Raw genomic sequence first — 18,091 nt, forward strand, 5'->3', positions numbered from 1 at the left:
CGATAACAGCGTTGCGATACTCTCCGCGCATGCCCCGTCCCAGGACGCACGACGAGAACCTCCGGCTGAAACTGCTGGACCGCGCCGGTGAGCTCATCTCGGCCGACGGCCCCAAGGCGCTGAGCCTCCGCAAACTGGCCGCCGACGTCGGCACGTCCACCACCGCGGTCTATTCACTCTTCGGCGGGAAAACGGACCTCGTCAGCGCCCTGTTCACCGAGGGCTTCCGCCGCTTCGGCCGCCGGATGGCCGGGGTCACGCTGAGCGGCGACCCGGTCGAGGACCTGGTGCGGCTCGGCGTCGCGTACCGGGAAAGCGCGCTCGCCGACCCGCATCTCTACGCGATCATGTTCACGAAGTCGGTGCCGGGTTTCGAACCGGCGGAGGAGATGTCCGAGCGCGCCCGCGCCACGATGGCGCCGCTGGAGGGGACGATCCGCAAGGCCGTCGCCGACGGCGTCTTCCTCGACGTGCCGCCCGAGGTCGTCACGGTGGCCTGCTGGGGATTCGTGCACGGGCTCGTGTCGCTGGAGCTGAACGGGAACCTTCCGGAGCAGTACACCGTGAGCACGGCTTACGAGACCGCGCTGCGGGTGAACGCCTCCGGCTGGCTGCGCCGGTGACCCGCGTTTAGCGGGCTAAACGCGATCTGTGCTGGACTGCCCCCCGCTGCGGATGCCGTGAAGGCCTCCTTGCCCACCTTCACGGTAGGGAGGGAGGCCTTCACTACGTCGGCAGCCGTCACCGGATCGCGTTTAGCCCGCTAAACGCAGGTCCGCCCGGCCACGCTCAAGTACGTGAAGGCCCCCACCCTTGCGCCTAGCTCCGTAAAGGACCCCTTCCCCGGCGACCCATAGCGCGTGAAGGCCCCCTTCCCTCGGCTCAGCCGAGGGAAGGGGCCTTCACGCGCAACCCAACCAGGCCGGATCGCGTTTAGCCCGCTAAACGCAGGTCAGTAGAGCGGAAGCGTCCCCTGGTACAAGGTCGCCCCAGCCGCGTCCAGGACGGTGACCCCCACCTTCGCGTGCTCGTAGTCCTGACTGACCCCGTCCGGCACCCACGCCGCGAAGGCCCCGGCACCGACAGTCGCATCGACCGTCTTCCCGGTCCCGAAGTCGAGCTTCACCGCGGCCGCGGCCGCGGGCACGACCCCCAGGTACGCGTTCTGGATCTTCCCCGCCACCCTGCCGACCGTTTCGGCCCGCAACGCGTACACCGGCTCCGAGGTCCGCGGCTGGTCATTGAAGACCCGGTAGAACTCGGTCTTCCCGTCCCCGTATCCGCGCCCTCCCTGGCACACGATCGCCCGGTCTCCCAGCCGGGCGACGACAACCCCGGCATCATCGCCCTCGAGGAACGCGCCGGCCTCGTAAGCATCCTCGTCGGCCACGGCTTCGGAGGCGGCCATCGTGCAGGTGTTGAAGAACTCTCCCGCCGGCGTGGCCCGGTCGGGAACCGGGAACACCGGTTTGTCGAGCCTCGACACGGCGGGCTCCGGCGCGGGCCGAAGGGGGTATGGAGCCTGATATCGGACCGGCCGGGATTGCTTCCCGGGCGTCGGCCCGACGGCGTAGGTGGTCCGCGACGGCTTCATCGGCGCGATGTGTACGAACAGGTTCCCCGGCCGGTAGATCGGGATCTCCCGCAAGGACATCGATGCCTCGTTCTGGCCCGTGATCTCCAACTGCGGCCATTCGGGATCGGCGATACCCGCGACCGTCCCGGCCCGGGTCGTCAGCAGGGCCGCGGTCCCGCCGTGCGTGTAGGGCGGCGCGGCGGCCGGGTCGGACACGGTCGCCGTCATCAGCGTGGTCTCGCAGAAGAAGGGCTTGTCGTCCACCGTCACCGCCACGACGGTCACCGAGTACGAAACGACGGTGAACCGCGGCACCCATTCGTTCCGCGCCGGGAAGCTCGCGGCCCTTCCCTCGGACTGGACGACGGCCCAGCACCGGTTCATCGCCTCCTCCGCCTTCGGCCAGTCGAGGGAGAAGTCAGGGTTCGCGACGACGGGACCCTGCCCGTCCGGTTCCCGGATGAGCACGGTCGTGACCAGAGCGCCCGCGAGGACCAGCACGACGGCGGCCGCGGCGGCGACGATCGGCCATCGCCGCCGTTCGGGTTTTCCCATTCCCTCGCGCAGGGACATCCGCAGGTTGTCGAGCACTTCCGGGGGGAGTTCGCGCCTGCCGGGCAGGCCGAGGTCGTCGGTCATTTCTCCTCCAGGGCGGCCCGCAGCTGCGTACGGGCCCGCGAGATGTGGGCGCGAACGGTCACCTCGGCGACGCCGAGCAGTTCGGCGGCGTCGGCGAAGGAGAGATCGCCGAGCAGGCAGAGTTCGACGGCTTGCCGCTGCGATTTCGGCAGCTTCGCGACCAAGGCGAGCACCTGCCGAAGGCGGTCTTCGCCGTCGAGCTGGTCGACGACGCTGTCGGCGTGGTCGGACACCGACCGGGGCTCCGGCAGGCGCCGGACGAGCCGGAGCCGCCGCCCGGTGCTGCGGTGTTCGCTGCGCGCGAGGTTGCCCACGACGGTGTACAGCCAGGGCAGCGCGCTGTCGCGGATGAGCGTGATGTCCGCCCGGCGCCGCCAGGCGGTGAGGAACGTCGTCGACGTCAGGTCTTCGGCCGACGCCCACGACCCGGTCAGCCGGTAGGCGTGGTTCCACACCGGCTGCACATGCCGTTCGAACAGCTCGGTGAACGCCGCGTGGTCACCGCCCGCGGCCGCCCGCCAAAGCTCCGTGTCGCTCCTGTCGGGAGGAGGTTCGCACGAGTCCACCGGCACCCCCACCGTTCCGGTCACTGTTCTGGTCACATCTGTCAGTGGCCGGCGACGGCGGAGTTGTTGCGAATCGGCCGGATCGCGTTTAGCGGGCTAAACGCGATCCGGCGGCGTCAGACGGCCCCGTACTGCCGGTCCCCGGCGTCACCGAGACCCGGCACGATGAACCCGGAGTCGTTCAGCCGCTCGTCGATGCTCGCGGTCACCACCCGCAGCGGCAGCCCGGTCTTCTTCAGATGCTCGATGCCTTCGGGAGCCGCCAGCGCGCAGATCGCGGTGACGTCGGTGGCGCCGCGGTCGGTGAGCAGCCGGATCGTGTACTCCATCGACCCGCCGGTCGCCAGCATCGGGTCGAGCACCATCACCGGCCGGTCGGCGAGCGATTCGGGCAGCGACTCGAGATACGGCGTCGGCTTGAGCGTCTCCTCGTCGCGCGCGAGACCGACGAAGCCCATTTGGGCGTCCGGGATCAGCTTGTGCGCCTGGTCCGCCATCCCGAGCCCGGCCCGCAGCACCGGCACGAGCAGCGGCGGACTCGCCAGCGCGTAGCCGTCGGTGCGCGCCACCGGGGTGTGGATCCGCTCGATCCGCACGGGCATGTCGCGCGTGGCTTCGTACACCAGCATGACGGTCAGTTCGTGCAGCGCCGCGCGGAAGGCGGCGCTGTCGGTGCGCGCGTCGCGCATGGTGGAGAGCCTGGCCTTGGCCAGCGGGTGATCAACGACGTGCACATCCATGCCGGTCAATTTAGCCCGTCACGCCTGCCGCGCGAACCAGCCGACCCAGCGGCGCTGCCAGGGCGTCTCCACCGAACGCTTGTCGTGGTTGGCCCGCGCCCACGCCACCGCCTCGTCCGCGCTCAGCCCCGAAAGGGTGGCGAGACAGGACAGCACCGTGCCGGTCCGCCCCACTCCGCCGTAGCAGGCGACCTCGACGCCTTCGCCCGCCGCCGCCCGGCTGTGCAGGTCGACTATCCGGCGCCGCGCGTCCGCCCAGTCCGTCGGCAGGAGGAAGTCGGGCCAGCGGATCCACGCCCGCTCCCAGTCCATTTTGTGATCGTGTGCCCGGCGCAGCTTCGCGCCGCCCAGATACAGTCCGAAATCCGGCGAGGGCCCGTCTGGCCAGGGACGACCCAGGCCCCGTCCGCGCACCTTGATCCCGTCCGGCAGCTCGACGGCGCCGGGTAGTGAGTTCCCCATCACGGGAGGATGCCACTGTCGACCATAAGATGGACGCTCGGCCTTCTCCTCGGCGCTAGGCTCCTCCAGGTGAGTGAAGAGCCGGCCCTGCCGGGCCCCGAACAGATGCGCATCTCCGACGCCGACCGCGAGCAGGTCGCGCAGGTGCTGCACGCGGCGATGTCCGAAGGGCGCATCACCATCAACGAGCTGGAAGAACGGCTCACCGTCGTCTACGCGGCCAAGACCGTCGGAGACCTCAAACCGGTCACCGCGGATCTGCCGCAGCATTCGCGGTCGGCGATCGAGCCGGCGACCTCGCGCGCGCTGGGCCTGCCCGACGACCGGATCGGCGGGCATCCGGGCTCCGGCGCCTCGATCGCCGTCATGTCGGGCGCGTCGCGCAAGGGCAGCTGGGTGGTCCCGCCGCAGCACAACAGTTTCGCGTTCTGGGGCGGCGCCGAGCTCGACCTGCGGCACGCGCGGTTCGCCGAGAAGCATTCGACGATCACCGCGGTCGCGATCATGGGCGGGATCGACATCATCGTGCCCGACGACATCAACGTGGACGTCACCGGAATCGGCTTCATGGGCGCCTTCGAACTGGAGGATCGTGCCGGGACTCCCCCGGCGCCGCCGACGGCGCCCACCGTGAAGGTCACCGGCCTGGCATTCTGGGGTGGGGTCGTCGTGAAGCGGAAGCCACGCAAGAAGGACGTGCCTGGAATCGAAGGCTGAACACACACTGGGGGGATGGTCCGATGCGCCGAAGTTTCGTCGCGATCGTTTGTGCCGCAACGCTTTCCGTCACCGCCTTCCCGGCGGTGGCCGCCGAGGACGCCGATCCGCGCCAGACCGCGATGGACGCGGCCGTCGCCGCGGGCATCCCCGGCATGGTCGCCGTCTCCGACGGATTCCGCGGCGTGAGCGGCGTCGCGGACATCGACCGGCCGGGCAAGCCCGACGCGTCGGGCCGCTGGCGGATCGCGAGTGTGTCGAAGGTGTTCGTCGCGACGCTGGTCCTGCAGCTCGTGGCGGAAAAGCGCGTCGGGCTGGACGAGCCCGTGCGGCGTTACCTGCCTGGGCTGCTGCCGTATCCGGAGCCGATCACCGTCCGCCAGCTGCTGCAGCACACCAGCGGTCTACCGCGTGATCTCGCCCCCGAGGACACCTGGGCGTCCGGGCCGGAGGTCGACACCGAACGCTTCGAGCATTTCGACAGCGACGACCAGATCCGCTTGAGCGTCTCGAAGCAGCCGTTGCAGTTCAAACCCGGAACGGGCTGGGCGTACTCGAACACCGGCTACAACGTCCTCGGCCTGCTGGTCGAGAAGGTCACCCGGAAGCCGCTGGAACGCGCGCTCGCCGAGCGTGTCACCGGGCCGCTGCACCTGCGCGACACCTCACTCCCCCGCGACTTCCCGTTCCTGCTCCGCCCGGCAGCCCGCGGCTACGAGCAGCTGTACGACGCGCCGCGCGGCCTCACCGACGTCACCACCTACAACTACTCGCGCTACTTCGGCGCGGGCGGCATGGTGTCTTCGGCCAAGGACCTCAACCGCTTCTTCGAGGCGTTGCTCGGCGGGCGCCTGCTGCCCGCCGATCTGGTGGCCGAGATGAGGAAGACGGTCCCGGTGGGCGGCGGCATGGAGTACGGCCTCGGCTTGATGAAGCTGAACCTCAAGACGGCGGGCGCCTGCGCCGAGGACATCTCCGTCTGGGGACACGGCGGCGATCTACCGGGGTTCGCCACCCTCAGCTTCCACGACGACTCGGGCAAGAACATCTCCACGCTGGCCACCGTGGACCTCACAGCGTCGCCGGAGGCCGCGCTCAAACGTCAGCTGCCGATGATCTCCGAGTTCTGCTCGCCGGTGGTCCCGACCAGGGCGGCCGCCCAGGCCCCGGTGCCCAGCCTGTAGGCCGCTTACACTCACCCGTATGACAGCTACGACCAGCTCGTCAGTGGCGACGGACACCCCGTCGCCGCTGGCGGACGCGACTCGCGACGAGGCGAGCCTGCGCCGGTTCCTGCACGGGCTGCCTGGTGTCGACCAGGTCGGCGTCGAGCAGCGGGCCGCGGGACTCGGCACGCGCAGCATCAAGAAGGCCGCCAAGCTCTGGGCGATCGACACCGCCATTTCGATGGTCGACCTGACGACCCTCGAAGGCGCCGACACCCGGGGCAAGGTCCGCGCGCTCGCCGCGAAGGCCATGCGGCCGGATCCGGAACGCCCGGACACCCCGCGGGTCGCGGCCGTGTGCGTGTACCCGGACATGGTCGAGACGGCTGTCGAGGCGCTTCGCGGCACCGGCATCCACGTCGCGAGTGTGGCCACGGGCTTCCCTGCCGGCCGCACGAGCCGCGAGATCAAGCTGGCCGACACCAAGATCGCCGTCGACGCGGGCGCCGCCGAGATCGACATGGTGATCGACCGCGGCGCGTTCCTGGAAGGCCGGTACCTGGAGGTCTTCGAGGAGATCCAGGCCATCAAGGCCGCCTGTGGCAGCGCTCACCTCAAGGTCATCCTCGAAACCGGTGAGCTCGCCACCTACGACAACGTCCGCCGCGCGTCCTGGCTCGCGCTGCTGGCGGGCGGCGACTTCATCAAGACCTCCACCGGCAAGGTCTCGCCCGCCGCGACGCTGCCGGTCACCCACGTGATGCTGCAGGCCGTCCGCGACTGGTTCGTCCAGACCGGTGAACTGCGCGGCGTCAAACCGGCCGGTGGCATCCGGACGACCAAGGACGCGATCAAGTACCTGGTCGCGGTGCACGAGGTCGCCGGCGAGCAGTGGCTGAACCCGGATCTGTTCCGGTTCGGGGCGTCCAGCCTGCTCAACGACCTCCTGCTGCAGCGCCGCACCCAGGCCGACGGCCACTACAGCGGTCCCGACTACGTGACGGTGGACTGATCCATGGGCATCTTCGAGTACGCGCCCGCGCCCGAATCGCGCGACCTCGCGAACCTCAAACCGCATTACCGGCCGTTCGTGAACGGCGAATTCGTCGACGGCTCGGGTGAGCCGCTCAAGACGATCAACCCGGCCACCGAAGAGGTGCTCGCCGAGGTCGGCACCGCGTCGGTGTCCGATGTGGACAGTGCGGTTAAGGCCGCGCGCAAGGCATACAACAACGTCTGGTCGAAAATGCCGGGCTCCGAACGCGCCAAGTACCTGTTCCGCATCGCGCGCCTGATCCAGGAGCGGTCTCGGGAACTGGCCGTGCTGGAAAGCCTCGACAACGGCAAGCCGATCAAGGAATCGCGCGATTCCGACGTGCCGACGGCCGCCGCGCACTTCTTCTACCACGCCGGCTGGGCCGACAAGCTCGACTACGCCGGCTACGGCCCGAACCCGAAGCCGCTCGGTGTCGCGGGCCAGGTCATCCCGTGGAACTTCCCGCTGCTGATGCTGGCCTGGAAGATCGCGCCCGCGCTGGCCACCGGCAACACCGTGGTGCTCAAACCCGCGGAGACCACGCCGCTGACCGCGCTCGTGTTCGCGGAGATCTGCCAGCAGGCCGAACTCCCGCCCGGCGTGGTGAACATCCTGCCCGGCGCCGGGGACATCGGCGCCGCGCTCGTGGGCCACGGCGACGTGAACAAGGTCGCCTTCACCGGATCGACCGAGGTCGGCAAGGCCATCCAGCGCCAGATCGCGGGCACCGCGAAGAAGCTGACGCTGGAGCTGGGCGGCAAGGCGGCGAACGTCGTCTTCGACGACGCGCCGCTGGACCAGGCCGTCGAGGGGATCGTCAACGGGATCTTCTTCAACCAGGGCCACGTGTGCTGCGCGGGCTCGCGCCTGCTGGTGCAGGAGTCCATCGCCGAAGAGCTGCTCGAAAAGCTGCGCTACCGCGTCTCGACACTGCGGCTGGGCGACCCGCTGGACAAGAACACCGACATCGGCGCGATCAACTCCGCCGAACAGCTCGCGAAGATCAAGGGGCTCGTGGAGTCCGGCGACGCCGAGGGCGCGCAGCGCTGGACCAGCCCGTGCCCGGTGCCGGAACGCGGTTTCTTCTTCGCTCCCACCGTGTTCTCCGACGTTCAGCAGTCGATGCGCATCGCCCGCGAAGAGATTTTCGGGCCGGTGCTTTCGGTGCTGACCTTCCGCACTCCGGACGAGGCCGTCACCAAGGCGAACAACACGCCGTACGGGCTTTCGGCCGGAATCTGGACCGAGAAGGGTTCGCGCATTCTCTGGATGGCGAACCAGCTCCGCGCCGGCGTCGTCTGGGCCAACACGTTCAACCGCTTCGATCCCGCCGCGCCGTTCGGCGGCTACCAGGAGTCGGGTTTCGGCCGCGAAGGCGGACGCACCGGACTGGAGGCCTACCTCGATGTCTGACCGTATTTCGGTGGCGAAGACCTACAAGCTCTACATCGGCGGCAAGTTCCCCCGCTCGGAATCCGGCCGCGTGTACCCGGTCACCGACAGCAAGGGCAAGTTCCTGGCGAACGCCTCGCACGCGTCCCGCAAGGACGTCCGTGACGCGGTTTCCGCCGCCCGCAAGGCTTTCGGCGGCTGGTCGGCGGCGACGGCGTACAACCGCGGCCAGGTGCTGTACCGGGTGGCGGAGATGCTGGAAGGCCGCCGCGAGCAGTTCGTCGCGGAGGTTTCGGCGTCCGAAGGCGTCGCGACCAAGAAGGCTCAGTCCATTGTGGACGCTTCGATCGACCGCTGGGTCTGGTACGCGGGCTGGACGGACAAGATCGCGACCGTGCTCGGCGGGGCCAACCCGGTCGCGGGCCCGTACTTCTCCTTCACCGTGCCGGAACCGACCGGGGTCGTGGGCGTGCTGGCGCCGCAGCAGTCGTCGTTGCTGGGCCTGGTGAGCGTGCTGGCCCCGGTGCTGGCGACCGGCTCGACCGCGGTGGTCGTCTCCAGCGCGGACCGGCCGCTGCCCGCGATCACGCTTTCGGAGGTCCTGGCGACGTCCGATCTGCCCGGCGGGGTCGCGAACCTCCTGACCGGCCGCGCGTCGGAGCTGGGCTCGTGGCTCGCGTCGCACGGGGACGTCAACGCCCTCGACCCGACCGGTGCCGATCCGTCCGCGCGGGCGGATCTGGCGCGGGAGGCCGCGGGGACCGTCAAGCGGGTCCTGACCGTTCCGGACACCGAGCCGGACTGGACCGCGGACGCCGACATCGCGCGGCTGCGGCGGTACCTGGAGGCGAAGACCGTCTGGCATCCGCTGGGCGTCTAAGCCACCTTTTTCGGACAGTTGGACACCTGAAGTCCGTGAAGGCCTCCTTCACTCCTTTGCCGGTCTTGAAGGAGGCCTTCACGGTGTCGGGGTCGCGCCGATGTCGCGAAAGCCACTTTCAGGACATCAGACGTCGCGAAAGTGGCTTTCGCGACATGGCTCGACGGCCGCCGGCGTTGCGAAAGCCACTTTCGCAACGTTGAAGGTTGCGAAAGTGGCTTTCGCAACCCCCTTCGCCGCATCACCGGCCGGCCAAGACCTCACGGATCGAGATCGGCCCCGGTCAGCGCCCGCCCCGGCAGCGGCTCGTTCGTGCCGACGGCCCGCAGGCCGTCGATCATGATCCCGATGCATCGCCTCGTCGCCATCCGCGCGACCTCCTCGCCCTTGCCCGGCATCTGCCGCAGCAACGTCGCGAACAGGATCGCGACGTCACCGGTGGCGACGTCCGTCCGGAGCCTGCCCTCCGCCTGCGCCCCGCGGACGAAAGCGTCCATCACCAGCAGCAACTCGTCACGCAGGGCCTTGATCGCGGGATCGCTCTTCAGGATCGCCAGCGCCCGGGGCGACACCATCGCGAGCTGGATGCTCAGCTGCAACTCCATCGACTGGTGCAGCAGCCGGATCAGCGCCTCCCAATCCGAGGCCTCCTGATCCCTCGCGGCCTTCGCGTCCCTGAGGACCCGGTCGAAGTTGTCGACGGCGACCGCCCGGATCAGCGCGTCGCGGTCCGGGAACCGCCGGTACAGGGTGCCGACGCCGACACCGGCCGAGCGCGCGATCTCCTCCATCGGAACCTCGGCGCCTTGGGCGGCGAAGATGACTCTCGCGGCGGCCAGGATCTGATCCCGGTTCCGGCGCGCGTCGGCGCGCAAGCGGGTCTCGGGGTCGGCTGTCATGATCCTCGCCTCTCGAAGGGTCCTTCAGGGCCGTGATTCTCGCACGTAAGGGCGTGCCCTTCACGCCTCCCGGGAAACCACCCCTTCGCGAGTGGACGACCCGCCTCCGCTTGAGTACCTTGGTGACATAAGCGGAATGAATCCATCCGCATACGTTTTTTGGGGCCCCCTGTCCGATTTCGCCCGAACCCACCCGACATCTGGGGAAGGACAACCCGATGACCGACGTCGAGGAAACCACCGCGACCTTGCCACTGGCCCGGAAATGCCCGTTTTCGCCGCCGCCCGAATACGAGCGGCTTCGCCGGGAAAGTCCGGTTTCCCGGGTCGGTCTCCCTTCCGGGCAAACGGCTTGGGCACTCACCCGGCTCGAAGACATCCGCGAAATGCTGAGCAGCCCGCATTTCAGTTCCGACCGGCAGAGTCCGTCGTTCCCGCTGATGGTCGCGCGGCAGATCCGCCGTGAGGACAAGCCGTTCCGCCCGTCCCTCATCGCGATGGACCCGCCGGAACACAGCAGGGCCAGGCGGGACGTCGTCGGGGAATTCACCGTCAAGCGCATGAAAGCGCTTCAACCGCGAATTCAGCAGATCGTCGACGAACATCTCGACGCCCTGCTCGCCGGACCCAAACCCGCCGATCTCGTCCAGGCGCTTTCCCTGCCGGTTCCGTCCCTGGTGATCTGCGAACTGCTCGGCGTCCCCTATTCGGACCACGAGTTCTTCCAGTCCTGCAGTTCCAGGATGCTCAGCCGGGAGGTCACCGCCGAAGAACGGATGACCGCTTTCGAGTCGCTCGAGAACTATCTCGACGAGCTCGTCACCAAGAAGGAAGCGAACGCCACCGAGGACGACCTCCTCGGCCGTCAGATCCTGAAGCAACGGGAAACGGGCGAGGCCGACCACGGCGAACTGGTCGGGCTGGCGTTCCTGCTGCTCATCGCCGGGCACGAGACCACGGCGAACATGATCTCGCTCGGCACGGTGACCCTGCTGGAGAACCCCGACCAGCTGGCGAAGATCAAGGCGGACCCGGGCAAGACCCTCGCCGCGATCGAGGAACTCCTGCGGGTCTTCACCATCGCGGAGACGGCGACCTCACGCTTCGCCACGGCGGACGTCGAGATCGGCGGAACGCTCATCCGCGCGGGTGAAGGCGTCGTCGGCCTGAGCAACGCCGGCAACCACGATCCTGACGGCTTCGAGAACCCGGACACCTTCGACATCGAACGCGGCGCGCGCCATCACGTCGCCTTCGGATTCGGGGTGCACCAATGCCTCGGGCAGAACTTGGCGAGGTTGGAACTCCAGATCGTCTTCGATACGTTGTTCCGGCGAGTACCGGGCCTCCGGATCGCCGTTCCGGTCGACGAACTGCCGTTCAAGCACGATTCGACGATCTACGGCCTCCACGCCCTTCCGGTCACCTGGTAGGAGGAGCCATGAAGATCATCGCGGACACCGGGAAGTGCGTTGGCGCGGGCCAGTGCGTGCTCACCGACCCCGACCTGTTCGACCAGAGCGAGGACGACGGGACGGTCATCGTGCTGAACGCCGAGCCCGAAGGCGAAGAGGCCGAGGAGAACGCCCGCACCGCCGTGCACATCTGCCCGGGGCAGGCCTTGTCGCTTGCGTGAGGCGTGGGGGTCGTGAGTGGCGTTTCGGGTTCTAACCCGAAACGCCACTCACGACCACCGCGACCGAGGCGCTACTTGACCGCGCCCATCGACAGGCCCCGCACCAGGTGGTTCTGCGCGATCCAGCCGACGATCATCACCGGCAGCGACGCCAGCAGCGCGGCCGCGGAGAGCTGCGCCCAGTACAGGCCCTCGCTGGTGATGAACCCGACCAGGAACACCGGCACCGTCCCGGCCCGCGCGGCGGTGAGGTTGACCGAGTAGAAGAACTCGGTCCACGAGAAGATCACGCAGATCAGCGCGGTCGCGGCCACCCCGGGCGCGACCACCGGCATGATGATCTTCCGCAGCAGGATCGGCAGCGTCGCCCCGTCGATCCGCCCCGCCTCGATCATCTCGTGCGGCACCTCCAGGAAGAACGACCGCATCATCCAGATCGCCAACGGCAGGTTCATCGAGGTGTACAGGATGATCAGCGCCCACACGTTGTCCAGCAGCTGGGTGTTCTGCGAGATCACGTAGAGCGGGATGATCGCCGCCACGATCGGCAGCATCTTCGTCGACAGGAAGAAGCCGAGCGCGTTGCTCGTCCCCTTCACCGGCGCCAGCGAGAGCGCGTACGCCGCCGGGATTCCCAGCAGCAGCACGAAAAGCGTCGAAACGACGGTCACGAACGCCGAGTTCGACAGGTACGGCAGGAAGCCGCGTTCGAGCACGCCCGCGAACTGGTCGAGCGTCGGGGTGAAGAACAGCCGCGGCGGGTCGGTGTAGGCGTCGGCCTCCTGCTTGAAGGCCGTGAGGATCATCCACAGCAGCGGGAACACGAACAGGATCGCGATCACCCAGGTCGCGGCCGTCAGCGCGCCGGGGCCGAAACGGCTTTTCATTTCGCGCCTCCCTGTACCGAGAACGTGCGGAACATCAGCCGCAGCGCGAAGGTCGCGACGATCATCGTCAGGATCACGACGATCACGCCCATCGCGGACGACTGCCCGATGTCGAAACCCTGGAACGCCCGCTGGTAGATGTAGAACGGCAGGTTCGTGCTGGCCGTCCCCGGGCCGCCTTGCGTCATCAGGAAGATCGCGTCGAAGCTGTTCACGATGTAGATCGCGCCCAGCAGCGTCGCCAGCTGCAGGAACCGGCTCAGATGCGGCAGCGTGATCGCGGTGAACGTCCGCCAGCGGCCGGCACCGTCGACCGACGCGGCCTCCAGCACGTCCTTCGGCTGGCTCTGCAACCCGGCCAGGATCAGCAGCATCATGAACGGCGTCCACTGCCAGACGACCTGGGCCATCACGGCGGCCAGCGGGAACTCCGAAAGCCAGTCGACGTCGGTACCGAACACGAAGTGCAGCAACCCGTAGGTGGGGTCGAACATCGTCGTCTTCCACAGCAGCGCGCCCGCCGCGGGCAGGATCAGGAACGGCGTGATCAGCAGGGTGCGGACCACTCCGCGCCCGAGGAACTTGCGGTCGAGCAGGATCGCCAGCCCCAGGCCGAGCAGCAGCGAGAAGAACACGCACACGACCGTCAGCACCACGGTGTTCAGCAGCGCGCCGAGGAACGTCGAGTCGGCGAAGACATCGATGTAGTTCTGGAGCCCGACGAAATGCCGTGAACCCGGCCGCACCAGGTTCCACGACTGGAACGAGTAGAACACCGTCAGCACGAAGGGCAACTGCGTCACGGCGACGACGAAAAGCAGCGCGGGCAGCAACGGCAGCCGTCGTTTGAACGGCGTATCGGTGCCGCGTTTCGGAGCCGCCTTCTTCGCGTGGGCGGGCTCCGGGCGGGCAGGAGCGGAGATCGTGGCCATCACTGCACCTCCTGATACGACTTGCCGACGGTCTGCGCGTACTCCTGTGACTGTTCGAGTGCTTCGTCCACGGTGATCTGCCCCGCGATCGCCGCGGAGAGCTGCTGGCTCACGCGGGTGCCGAGATCCTGGAACTCGGGGATGCCGACGAACTGGATTCCCGGGTAGGGCACCGGATTCACCATCGCCTTGCGCTGGTCGGCGTCCGCGATCCCGTCCAGCGTCGGCTGCGCGTAGGCCTTGGCGGCCTCGCGGTACTGCGGGATGTCGTAGGTCGATTTCCGCACGCCTGGCGGGACGCGGTTCCAGTCGCCGAATTCCTTGGCGACCCGCTGCACGTACGCCTTGTCGGTCATCCAGGACATGAACTTGAAGGCGATGTCCTTGTGCTTCGCGACCTTCGGGATCGCCAGCGCCCACGTGTAGAGCCAGCCGCTGGACTGAGTCTTCTCCACCGGCGCCGGGGCGTAACCGGACTTCCCGACGACCTTGCTGGCCGACGGATCCTCGTTCGTCCCCGCCATGACCGTGGCGTCGTACCACATCGCGGCCTGGCCCTGCGTGTACCGCGTTCCGCATTCGGAGAAGCCCGCGCTCGACGCGCCGACCTCGCCGTGGTTCCGCACCAGGTTCACGTAGAACTCGGCAGCGGCCTTGAACTCGGGGCTGGTCAGCTTCGCGTTCCAGTCCTTGTCGAACCACTGCGCGCCGAAGGTGTTGGCGACCGTGGTGAACGGCGCGAGGCTCTCACCCCAGCCGGGCTTGCCGCGCAGGCAGATCCCGGCGATGCCCTTGGCCTTGTCGTCGAGTTTCGCGGCGTACTCGGCGATCTGCGTCCAGGTCGGCTTGGCGGGCATGGTGATCCCGGCCTGCTCGAACAGATCCTTCCGGTAGGCCAGGAACGACGACTCGCCGTAGAACGGCACCGCGTAGAGCGATCCGTTGTGCGACAGGGATTCCTTGATACTCGGGATGAAGTCGTCCGCGTCGTACGCGGGGTTCGCCGCGATATGCGGGCCGAGGTTCTCGAGCCAGCCGTTCGCGGCCCATTGCGGCGCCTCGTAGTTGCTGATCATGACGACGTCGAACTCGCCGCCTTCGGTGGCCGTCGACGCGGTGATCTTCGCGCGCGCCTGGTTTTCCGGCAGCGACACGAATTTGAGGCTGACGCCGGGGTTCGCCTTCTCGAACTCGCCGGAAAGCTCGATGGCGTCCTTCATCTGCGGGTTCGCGACGATCGCGACGACGAGCGTCCGGTCACCGGTCCCGAGCGCGCCCGCACCGGCGCATCCGGTGAGGGTCAGCAAGAGGACCGAGAGCAGAGCGGCTGCTTTACGCACCTTCGCCTCCCGGTATTACCTGCACCTTCAGGCCGGCGCCGCTGCGCATGAGGGCGAGAGCGTCGGGGTACTGCTCCAGCGGCAGGGTGTCGGTGAGCAGCGCGGCGGTGTCGACGGCGCCGTCGGCGACCAGGTCGAGCGCGGCACCGAAGCTGTTCATGACGGCCATCGAGCCGACGACGGTGATCTCGTCGTTGTAGATCCGGAACGGCGAAAGCGCGACGCGTGCTTCGGCGGGCGCGACACCGAAGACCAGTAGGCGGCCTCCGCGCTGAAGCGAGTCGAAAGCGGCTTCGATGGCGGGCGCGGCGCCGGTGCAGTCCGCGGCGGCGTCGAACTTCTCGTCGTCGAGGTCCTTCACGTCGCCCGCGACCGCGGCCGCGCCGAGGTCCATCGCCCTGCCGAGGCGGGAAGTGTTGCGGTCGACCACCGTGACGTGGGCGCCCGCGCGCTGCAGCAACTGCTGCATGATCAGCCCCATCGTGCCCGCCCCGACGACGAGGAACCGCTCACCCGCCTCGACGCCGATCCGGCGCACGCCGTGGACCGCGCAGGAAACCGGCTCGACGAGAGCACCCTGCTCCCAGGTCATCGTGTCCGGCATGCGGTAGCAGTTCGCCGAAGGGACGGCGACGTACTCGGCGAAGGCACCGTTCACGGTGTCACCGGTCGCGTTCCAGTTCTCGCAGAGGTTGCCGCGGCCGGACCGGCAAGGCTTGCAGTAGCCGCAGAACAGCGACGGGTCGACGGCCACCCGATCGCCGATCTTCCAGCCACCCGGCACGTCCGCGCCGAGTTCGACGATCTCGCCGGCGAACTCGTGGCCGGGGACGATCGGATAGGGCGTCGGCGGGAAGTGCCCGTCGGCGATGTGGAGGTCGGTCCCGCAGATCCCGCAGGCACCCACCTTGACGACGACCTGGCGATCCCCCGGTTTGGGATCGGGTACCTCGCCGACCCTGATCTCCCCGGGCTTGTCCACGATCGCGGCACGCATGCCAGCTCCTCTTCTCTCCGCTCAAATGAGCGGGACGGGCCTATGCTTCGGACTGCATGTCCAGGCATGGTGAACTTTTCCCTGTTGTTACGTCAACCTTTCGGGTTGATTTCGCGGTATAGTGCTCAAATGAGCGGGAAGAAGCAGGGTCCTGGCCTGGTGGAGTCGCTTCGCCTGGCCGCGGTGGCCCGGCGGTTCTACGAGCAGGGCGCGTCGAAGCTCGAGATCGCCGACGAGTTCGGGATCAGCCGGTTCAAGGTCGCGCGAATGCTGGACACGGCCAGGGAAAGCGGCATCGTCCGGGTCGAGTTCCGGCTGCCGGCGCCGGTCGATCTCGTGTTGTCCGAGGAGATCCGCGCGGCGTACCGGCTCGACCGGGTCCTCGTGCTCGAACGAGCGCCGGAACCGGAATCCCGCGAAGTGGCCCGTCGCAAGATCGGCACGCTCGCCGCCCGCCTCCTGACCGAGATCGTCACTCCCGGCGACGTCCTGGGCCTGTCATGGGCACGTTCGGTGAACGCGATGACCGACGCGATCGAGTCACTGCCGAAATGCCCGATCGTGCAACTGTGCGGAGTGCAGGCGGGGATGGACATGCGCGACCGTTCGGTGGAGACGGTCAGCCGCGTCGCGTCGGTGTCCGGCGGCGAGCCGTACCCGATCTTTGGCCCGCTCGTCCTCCCCGACCGCCGCACCACCGAAACGCTGCGCAGGCAGCCCGGCATCGCGGAGACCTTCGGGCAGTTCAAGAACCTGACCAAGGCCGTCGTCAGCATCGGCGCGTGGAAACCCGAGGAGTCGACGGTCTACGACGCGCTCGACGAGGCCGAGCGGAGCGCGATCGCGAAACGCGGCGCCAAGGCCGAGGTCTCCGCACGCCTGTTCGACGCCGACGGGACCCCGATGTCCACCGGCCTCGCGCACCATGTCCTGGCGATCAGCGCCGAGGACCTGCTGGCGGTCCCCGAGGTGATCGCGCTGGGCTACACCGAACCGAAGGCCGAAGCGATCGATGCCGTCCTGCGCTCGGGCATGGTCTCGACGCTGATCACCGACGCCGCCGCGGCCGTCCCGCTGCTCAAGCTGGCCGAGGCGCGCCCGCCCGCCTAACCGCGAGTTACGCCCCCAATCACGCGAGTTACGCCTTCAATCACGCGAGATCGCGTAACCGGGTCGCCTCGTCCTGCGCCGCCATCACCTCGTCACCGTGCCGGAACGCCCACTCCCCGAAGGCTTCGATGGGCGCCAGCAACGTGGCCCCGAGATCGGTCAGCGAGTACTCGACCTTCGCCGTCCGCCCGCAGTCGCGCCTGCTGACCAGACCGTTGAACTCCAGCCGCCGGACGGTCTCCGTGAGCACCTTCGTGCTGATCCCGCCGAGCCGTCGCCGCAGTTCGGCCGGGCGCAGCGGCCCTTCGCGCAAGGCCCACAGCACGACCGGGTTCCACGTGTTCGCCATCAGGTCGAAGGCCAGCCGGGCCCGGCAATCGGCGAGGAAGACGTCGTTCATCGGACCTCCGGTAACCATTCGGTACCCGCGCGGCTTTCTACCGTCGTGCTGTCCACTCGATCTTAGGGAGCAGCACATGCGTATCGGTATCTTCGGCGCGGGCGGGATGGCGGAGGCGCTCGGCGGCCAGTGGGCCAGGGCCGGGCACGAGGTGACGGTCGCCGCCCGCGACCGGGCCAAGGCCGCCAGGATCTCCCCGCTGGTGGGGAATTGGGAGGAGACCGCCCGCGCCGGCGACGTGATCCTGCTGGCCGTTCCCGCCGCGTCGGTACCAGAAGTCCTTGCCGCCGCGGGGAATCTCGCCGGGAAGGTGCTGATCGACTGCACCAACGCGGTCGGCCCCGGCGCCACGCTCACGGTCCCCGACCAGGCCGCCCGGATCGCCGCCGCCGCACCGGGCGCGCACGTGGTCAAGGCGTTCAACCTGTGCCACGTGGACGTCTGGCGGATGACCCCGCCGGTGTTCGACGGGCGTCCGCTGGCGGTGCCGATCTGCGGCGACAAGGTCGGCGAAGTGAGCGAACTGGTCCGCGACATCGGCTGCACTCCTCTGGTCGCGGGCGGCCTCGACCGGGCCCCGCTCATGGAGGCGACGATGGCGTTCATGGTCGGACTCTGGTTCGACGGCCACGACGCCCAGGCCTGCTTCCCGCCCCTTCCGGTGTGATTTCAGGGTCGTCCCCGATGCGCCGGGCCGGTGGTTCAGGCGACCGTGT

At 68.5% G+C, this 18,091-nt stretch carries 20 protein-coding genes; 10 read left to right on the top strand and 10 right to left on the bottom strand.

Annotated elements, in window-relative coordinates:
- The first annotated feature begins 29 nt into the window (after window positions 1-29).
- Window positions 30-623: a TetR/AcrR family transcriptional regulator gene (locus NQK81_RS18435; protein WP_126735240.1), complete on the top strand. Its 594-nt coding sequence runs from the start codon at window positions 30-32 to the stop codon at window positions 621-623.
- 329 nt (window positions 624-952) lie between these two features.
- Here the strand turns inward: NQK81_RS18435 and NQK81_RS18440 are convergent, their stop codons facing one another.
- The 4 genes from NQK81_RS18440 to NQK81_RS18455 form a co-directional block, all read right to left on the bottom strand.
- Entirely contained in the window at window positions 953-2,215 is a 1,263-nt protein-coding gene (locus NQK81_RS18440) for a hypothetical protein (RefSeq protein ID WP_257489149.1), read from the bottom strand.
- The gene (locus tag NQK81_RS18445) at window positions 2,212-2,805 is read right to left on the bottom strand and encodes an RNA polymerase sigma factor (protein ID WP_257489789.1); all 594 of its coding nucleotides are present in this window, start codon (window positions 2,803-2,805) and stop codon (window positions 2,212-2,214) included. Before NQK81_RS18445 ends, NQK81_RS18440 begins: the two co-directional genes overlap by 4 nt.
- 92 nt (window positions 2,806-2,897) lie before the next feature.
- The gene (gene upp, locus NQK81_RS18450; RefSeq protein ID WP_034304667.1) at window positions 2,898-3,521 is read right to left on the bottom strand and encodes a uracil phosphoribosyltransferase; all 624 of its coding nucleotides are present in this window, start codon (window positions 3,519-3,521) and stop codon (window positions 2,898-2,900) included.
- 18 nt (window positions 3,522-3,539) lie between these two features.
- Window positions 3,540-3,983 carry a protein-tyrosine phosphatase family protein gene (locus tag NQK81_RS18455; RefSeq protein ID WP_257489150.1) on the bottom strand — a complete coding sequence of 148 codons (444 nt, stop codon included), beginning with the start codon at window positions 3,981-3,983 and terminating at the stop codon, window positions 3,540-3,542.
- A 105-nt stretch (window positions 3,984-4,088) separates the two neighbouring features.
- On the opposite strand from NQK81_RS18455, the gene NQK81_RS18460 reads away from it, so the two are divergent.
- From NQK81_RS18460 to NQK81_RS18480, 5 genes are read left to right on the top strand one after another with little or no spacing between them, the layout of a single operon-like run.
- Complete coding sequence (locus NQK81_RS18460; RefSeq protein ID WP_126735368.1) at window positions 4,089-4,700, top strand: DUF1707 SHOCT-like domain-containing protein; 612 nt, start codon at window positions 4,089-4,091, stop codon at window positions 4,698-4,700.
- A 23-nt stretch (window positions 4,701-4,723) separates the two neighbouring features.
- The gene (locus NQK81_RS18465) at window positions 4,724-5,884 is read left to right on the top strand and encodes a serine hydrolase domain-containing protein (protein WP_257489151.1); all 1,161 of its coding nucleotides are present in this window, start codon (window positions 4,724-4,726) and stop codon (window positions 5,882-5,884) included.
- Between the two features lie 19 nt (window positions 5,885-5,903).
- Window positions 5,904-6,878 (top strand): deoxyribose-phosphate aldolase, encoded by a 975-nt coding sequence (deoC, locus tag NQK81_RS18470; RefSeq protein ID WP_257489152.1) that lies wholly within the window; start codon window positions 5,904-5,906, stop codon window positions 6,876-6,878.
- Window positions 6,879-6,881: 3 nt separating this feature from the next.
- Complete coding sequence (locus NQK81_RS18475; RefSeq protein WP_192746711.1) at window positions 6,882-8,315, top strand: aldehyde dehydrogenase family protein; 1,434 nt, start codon at window positions 6,882-6,884, stop codon at window positions 8,313-8,315.
- Window positions 8,308-9,174, top strand: coding sequence for an aldehyde dehydrogenase family protein (locus NQK81_RS18480; protein ID WP_257489153.1), 867 nt, complete (start codon window positions 8,308-8,310; stop codon window positions 9,172-9,174). The genes NQK81_RS18475 and NQK81_RS18480 overlap by 8 nt, the downstream gene beginning before the upstream one ends.
- Window positions 9,175-9,434: 260 nt before the next feature.
- Here the strand turns inward: NQK81_RS18480 and NQK81_RS18485 are convergent, their stop codons facing one another.
- Window positions 9,435-10,073: a TetR/AcrR family transcriptional regulator gene (locus NQK81_RS18485; RefSeq protein ID WP_257489154.1), complete on the bottom strand. Its 639-nt coding sequence runs from the start codon at window positions 10,071-10,073 to the stop codon at window positions 9,435-9,437.
- A gap of 218 nt (window positions 10,074-10,291) precedes the next feature.
- Here NQK81_RS18485 and NQK81_RS18490 point away from each other — a divergent pair, with 218 nt between their 5' ends.
- Window positions 10,292-11,506, top strand: coding sequence for a cytochrome P450 (locus tag NQK81_RS18490; RefSeq protein ID WP_257489155.1), 1,215 nt, complete (start codon window positions 10,292-10,294; stop codon window positions 11,504-11,506).
- An 8-nt stretch (window positions 11,507-11,514) separates the two neighbouring features.
- A complete protein-coding gene (locus tag NQK81_RS18495) occupies window positions 11,515-11,709 on the top strand; it encodes a ferredoxin (RefSeq protein ID WP_126735249.1) in 195 nt (64 codons plus the stop codon).
- A 71-nt stretch (window positions 11,710-11,780) separates the two neighbouring features.
- Here the strand turns inward: NQK81_RS18495 and NQK81_RS18500 are convergent, their stop codons facing one another.
- The 4 genes from NQK81_RS18500 to NQK81_RS18515 are packed head-to-tail and all read right to left on the bottom strand — an operon-like array spanning window position 11,781 to window position 15,865.
- Window positions 11,781-12,596 (bottom strand): carbohydrate ABC transporter permease, encoded by an 816-nt coding sequence (locus NQK81_RS18500; RefSeq protein WP_257489156.1) that lies wholly within the window; start codon window positions 12,594-12,596, stop codon window positions 11,781-11,783.
- Window positions 12,593-13,528, bottom strand: a complete 936-nt coding sequence (locus tag NQK81_RS18505) for a carbohydrate ABC transporter permease (RefSeq protein ID WP_038519394.1) — start codon at window positions 13,526-13,528, stop codon at window positions 12,593-12,595. Before NQK81_RS18505 ends, NQK81_RS18500 begins: the two co-directional genes overlap by 4 nt.
- Entirely contained in the window at window positions 13,528-14,868 is a 1,341-nt protein-coding gene (locus NQK81_RS18510; RefSeq protein ID WP_257489157.1) for an ABC transporter substrate-binding protein, read from the bottom strand. Before NQK81_RS18510 ends, NQK81_RS18505 begins: the two co-directional genes overlap by 1 nt.
- Complete coding sequence (locus tag NQK81_RS18515; RefSeq protein WP_126735252.1) at window positions 14,861-15,865, bottom strand: zinc-dependent alcohol dehydrogenase family protein; 1,005 nt, start codon at window positions 15,863-15,865, stop codon at window positions 14,861-14,863. The genes NQK81_RS18510 and NQK81_RS18515 overlap by 8 nt, the downstream gene beginning before the upstream one ends.
- 129 nt (window positions 15,866-15,994) lie before the next feature.
- Between NQK81_RS18515 and NQK81_RS18520 the strand changes: the two genes are divergently transcribed.
- A complete protein-coding gene (locus NQK81_RS18520; RefSeq protein ID WP_126735253.1) occupies window positions 15,995-16,975 on the top strand; it encodes a sugar-binding transcriptional regulator in 981 nt (326 codons plus the stop codon).
- A gap of 40 nt (window positions 16,976-17,015) precedes the next feature.
- On the opposite strand, the gene NQK81_RS18525 is transcribed toward NQK81_RS18520, so the two are convergent.
- Window positions 17,016-17,375 carry a winged helix-turn-helix transcriptional regulator gene (locus NQK81_RS18525; RefSeq protein WP_257489158.1) on the bottom strand — a complete coding sequence of 120 codons (360 nt, stop codon included), beginning with the start codon at window positions 17,373-17,375 and terminating at the stop codon, window positions 17,016-17,018.
- 76 nt (window positions 17,376-17,451) lie between these two features.
- On the opposite strand from NQK81_RS18525, the gene NQK81_RS18530 reads away from it, so the two are divergent.
- Window positions 17,452-18,042: an NADPH-dependent F420 reductase gene (locus NQK81_RS18530; protein WP_257489159.1), complete on the top strand. Its 591-nt coding sequence runs from the start codon at window positions 17,452-17,454 to the stop codon at window positions 18,040-18,042.
- Window positions 18,043-18,091: the final 49 nt, after the last annotated feature.

It is taken from the genome of Amycolatopsis roodepoortensis, assembly GCF_024628825.1.
In the GTDB taxonomy this organism is placed as follows: Bacteria; Actinomycetota; Actinomycetes; order Mycobacteriales; family Pseudonocardiaceae; genus Amycolatopsis; species Amycolatopsis roodepoortensis.

Excerpts from the sequence above, each read along its gene's own strand:
- NQK81_RS18515 (WP_126735252.1), bottom strand. The coding sequence starts at position 15,865 with ATGCGTGCCGCGATCGTGGACAAGCCCGGGGAGATCAGGGTCGGCGAG.
- NQK81_RS18435 (WP_126735240.1), top strand. The coding sequence starts at position 30 with ATGCCCCGTCCCAGGACGCACGACGAGAACCTCCGGCTGAAACTGCTG.
- NQK81_RS18475 (WP_192746711.1), top strand. The coding sequence starts at position 6,882 with ATGGGCATCTTCGAGTACGCGCCCGCGCCCGAATCGCGCGACCTCGCG.
- NQK81_RS18495 (WP_126735249.1), top strand. The coding sequence starts at position 11,515 with ATGAAGATCATCGCGGACACCGGGAAGTGCGTTGGCGCGGGCCAGTGC.
- NQK81_RS18505 (WP_038519394.1), bottom strand. The coding sequence starts at position 13,528 with ATGGCCACGATCTCCGCTCCTGCCCGCCCGGAGCCCGCCCACGCGAAG.
- NQK81_RS18520 (WP_126735253.1), top strand. The coding sequence starts at position 15,995 with ATGAGCGGGAAGAAGCAGGGTCCTGGCCTGGTGGAGTCGCTTCGCCTG.
- upp (WP_034304667.1), bottom strand. The coding sequence starts at position 3,521 with ATGGATGTGCACGTCGTTGATCACCCGCTGGCCAAGGCCAGGCTCTCC.
- NQK81_RS18485 (WP_257489154.1), bottom strand. The coding sequence starts at position 10,073 with ATGACAGCCGACCCCGAGACCCGCTTGCGCGCCGACGCGCGCCGGAAC.
- NQK81_RS18525 (WP_257489158.1), bottom strand. The coding sequence starts at position 17,375 with ATGAACGACGTCTTCCTCGCCGATTGCCGGGCCCGGCTGGCCTTCGAC.
- NQK81_RS18465 (WP_257489151.1), top strand. The coding sequence starts at position 4,724 with ATGCGCCGAAGTTTCGTCGCGATCGTTTGTGCCGCAACGCTTTCCGTC.
- NQK81_RS18440 (WP_257489149.1), bottom strand. The coding sequence starts at position 2,215 with ATGACCGACGACCTCGGCCTGCCCGGCAGGCGCGAACTCCCCCCGGAA.
- NQK81_RS18530 (WP_257489159.1), top strand. The coding sequence starts at position 17,452 with ATGCGTATCGGTATCTTCGGCGCGGGCGGGATGGCGGAGGCGCTCGGC.
- NQK81_RS18460 (WP_126735368.1), top strand. The coding sequence starts at position 4,089 with ATGCGCATCTCCGACGCCGACCGCGAGCAGGTCGCGCAGGTGCTGCAC.
- deoC (WP_257489152.1), top strand. The coding sequence starts at position 5,904 with ATGACAGCTACGACCAGCTCGTCAGTGGCGACGGACACCCCGTCGCCG.
- NQK81_RS18480 (WP_257489153.1), top strand. The coding sequence starts at position 8,308 with ATGTCTGACCGTATTTCGGTGGCGAAGACCTACAAGCTCTACATCGGC.
- NQK81_RS18500 (WP_257489156.1), bottom strand. The coding sequence starts at position 12,596 with ATGAAAAGCCGTTTCGGCCCCGGCGCGCTGACGGCCGCGACCTGGGTG.
- NQK81_RS18455 (WP_257489150.1), bottom strand. The coding sequence starts at position 3,983 with ATGGGGAACTCACTACCCGGCGCCGTCGAGCTGCCGGACGGGATCAAG.
- NQK81_RS18490 (WP_257489155.1), top strand. The coding sequence starts at position 10,292 with ATGACCGACGTCGAGGAAACCACCGCGACCTTGCCACTGGCCCGGAAA.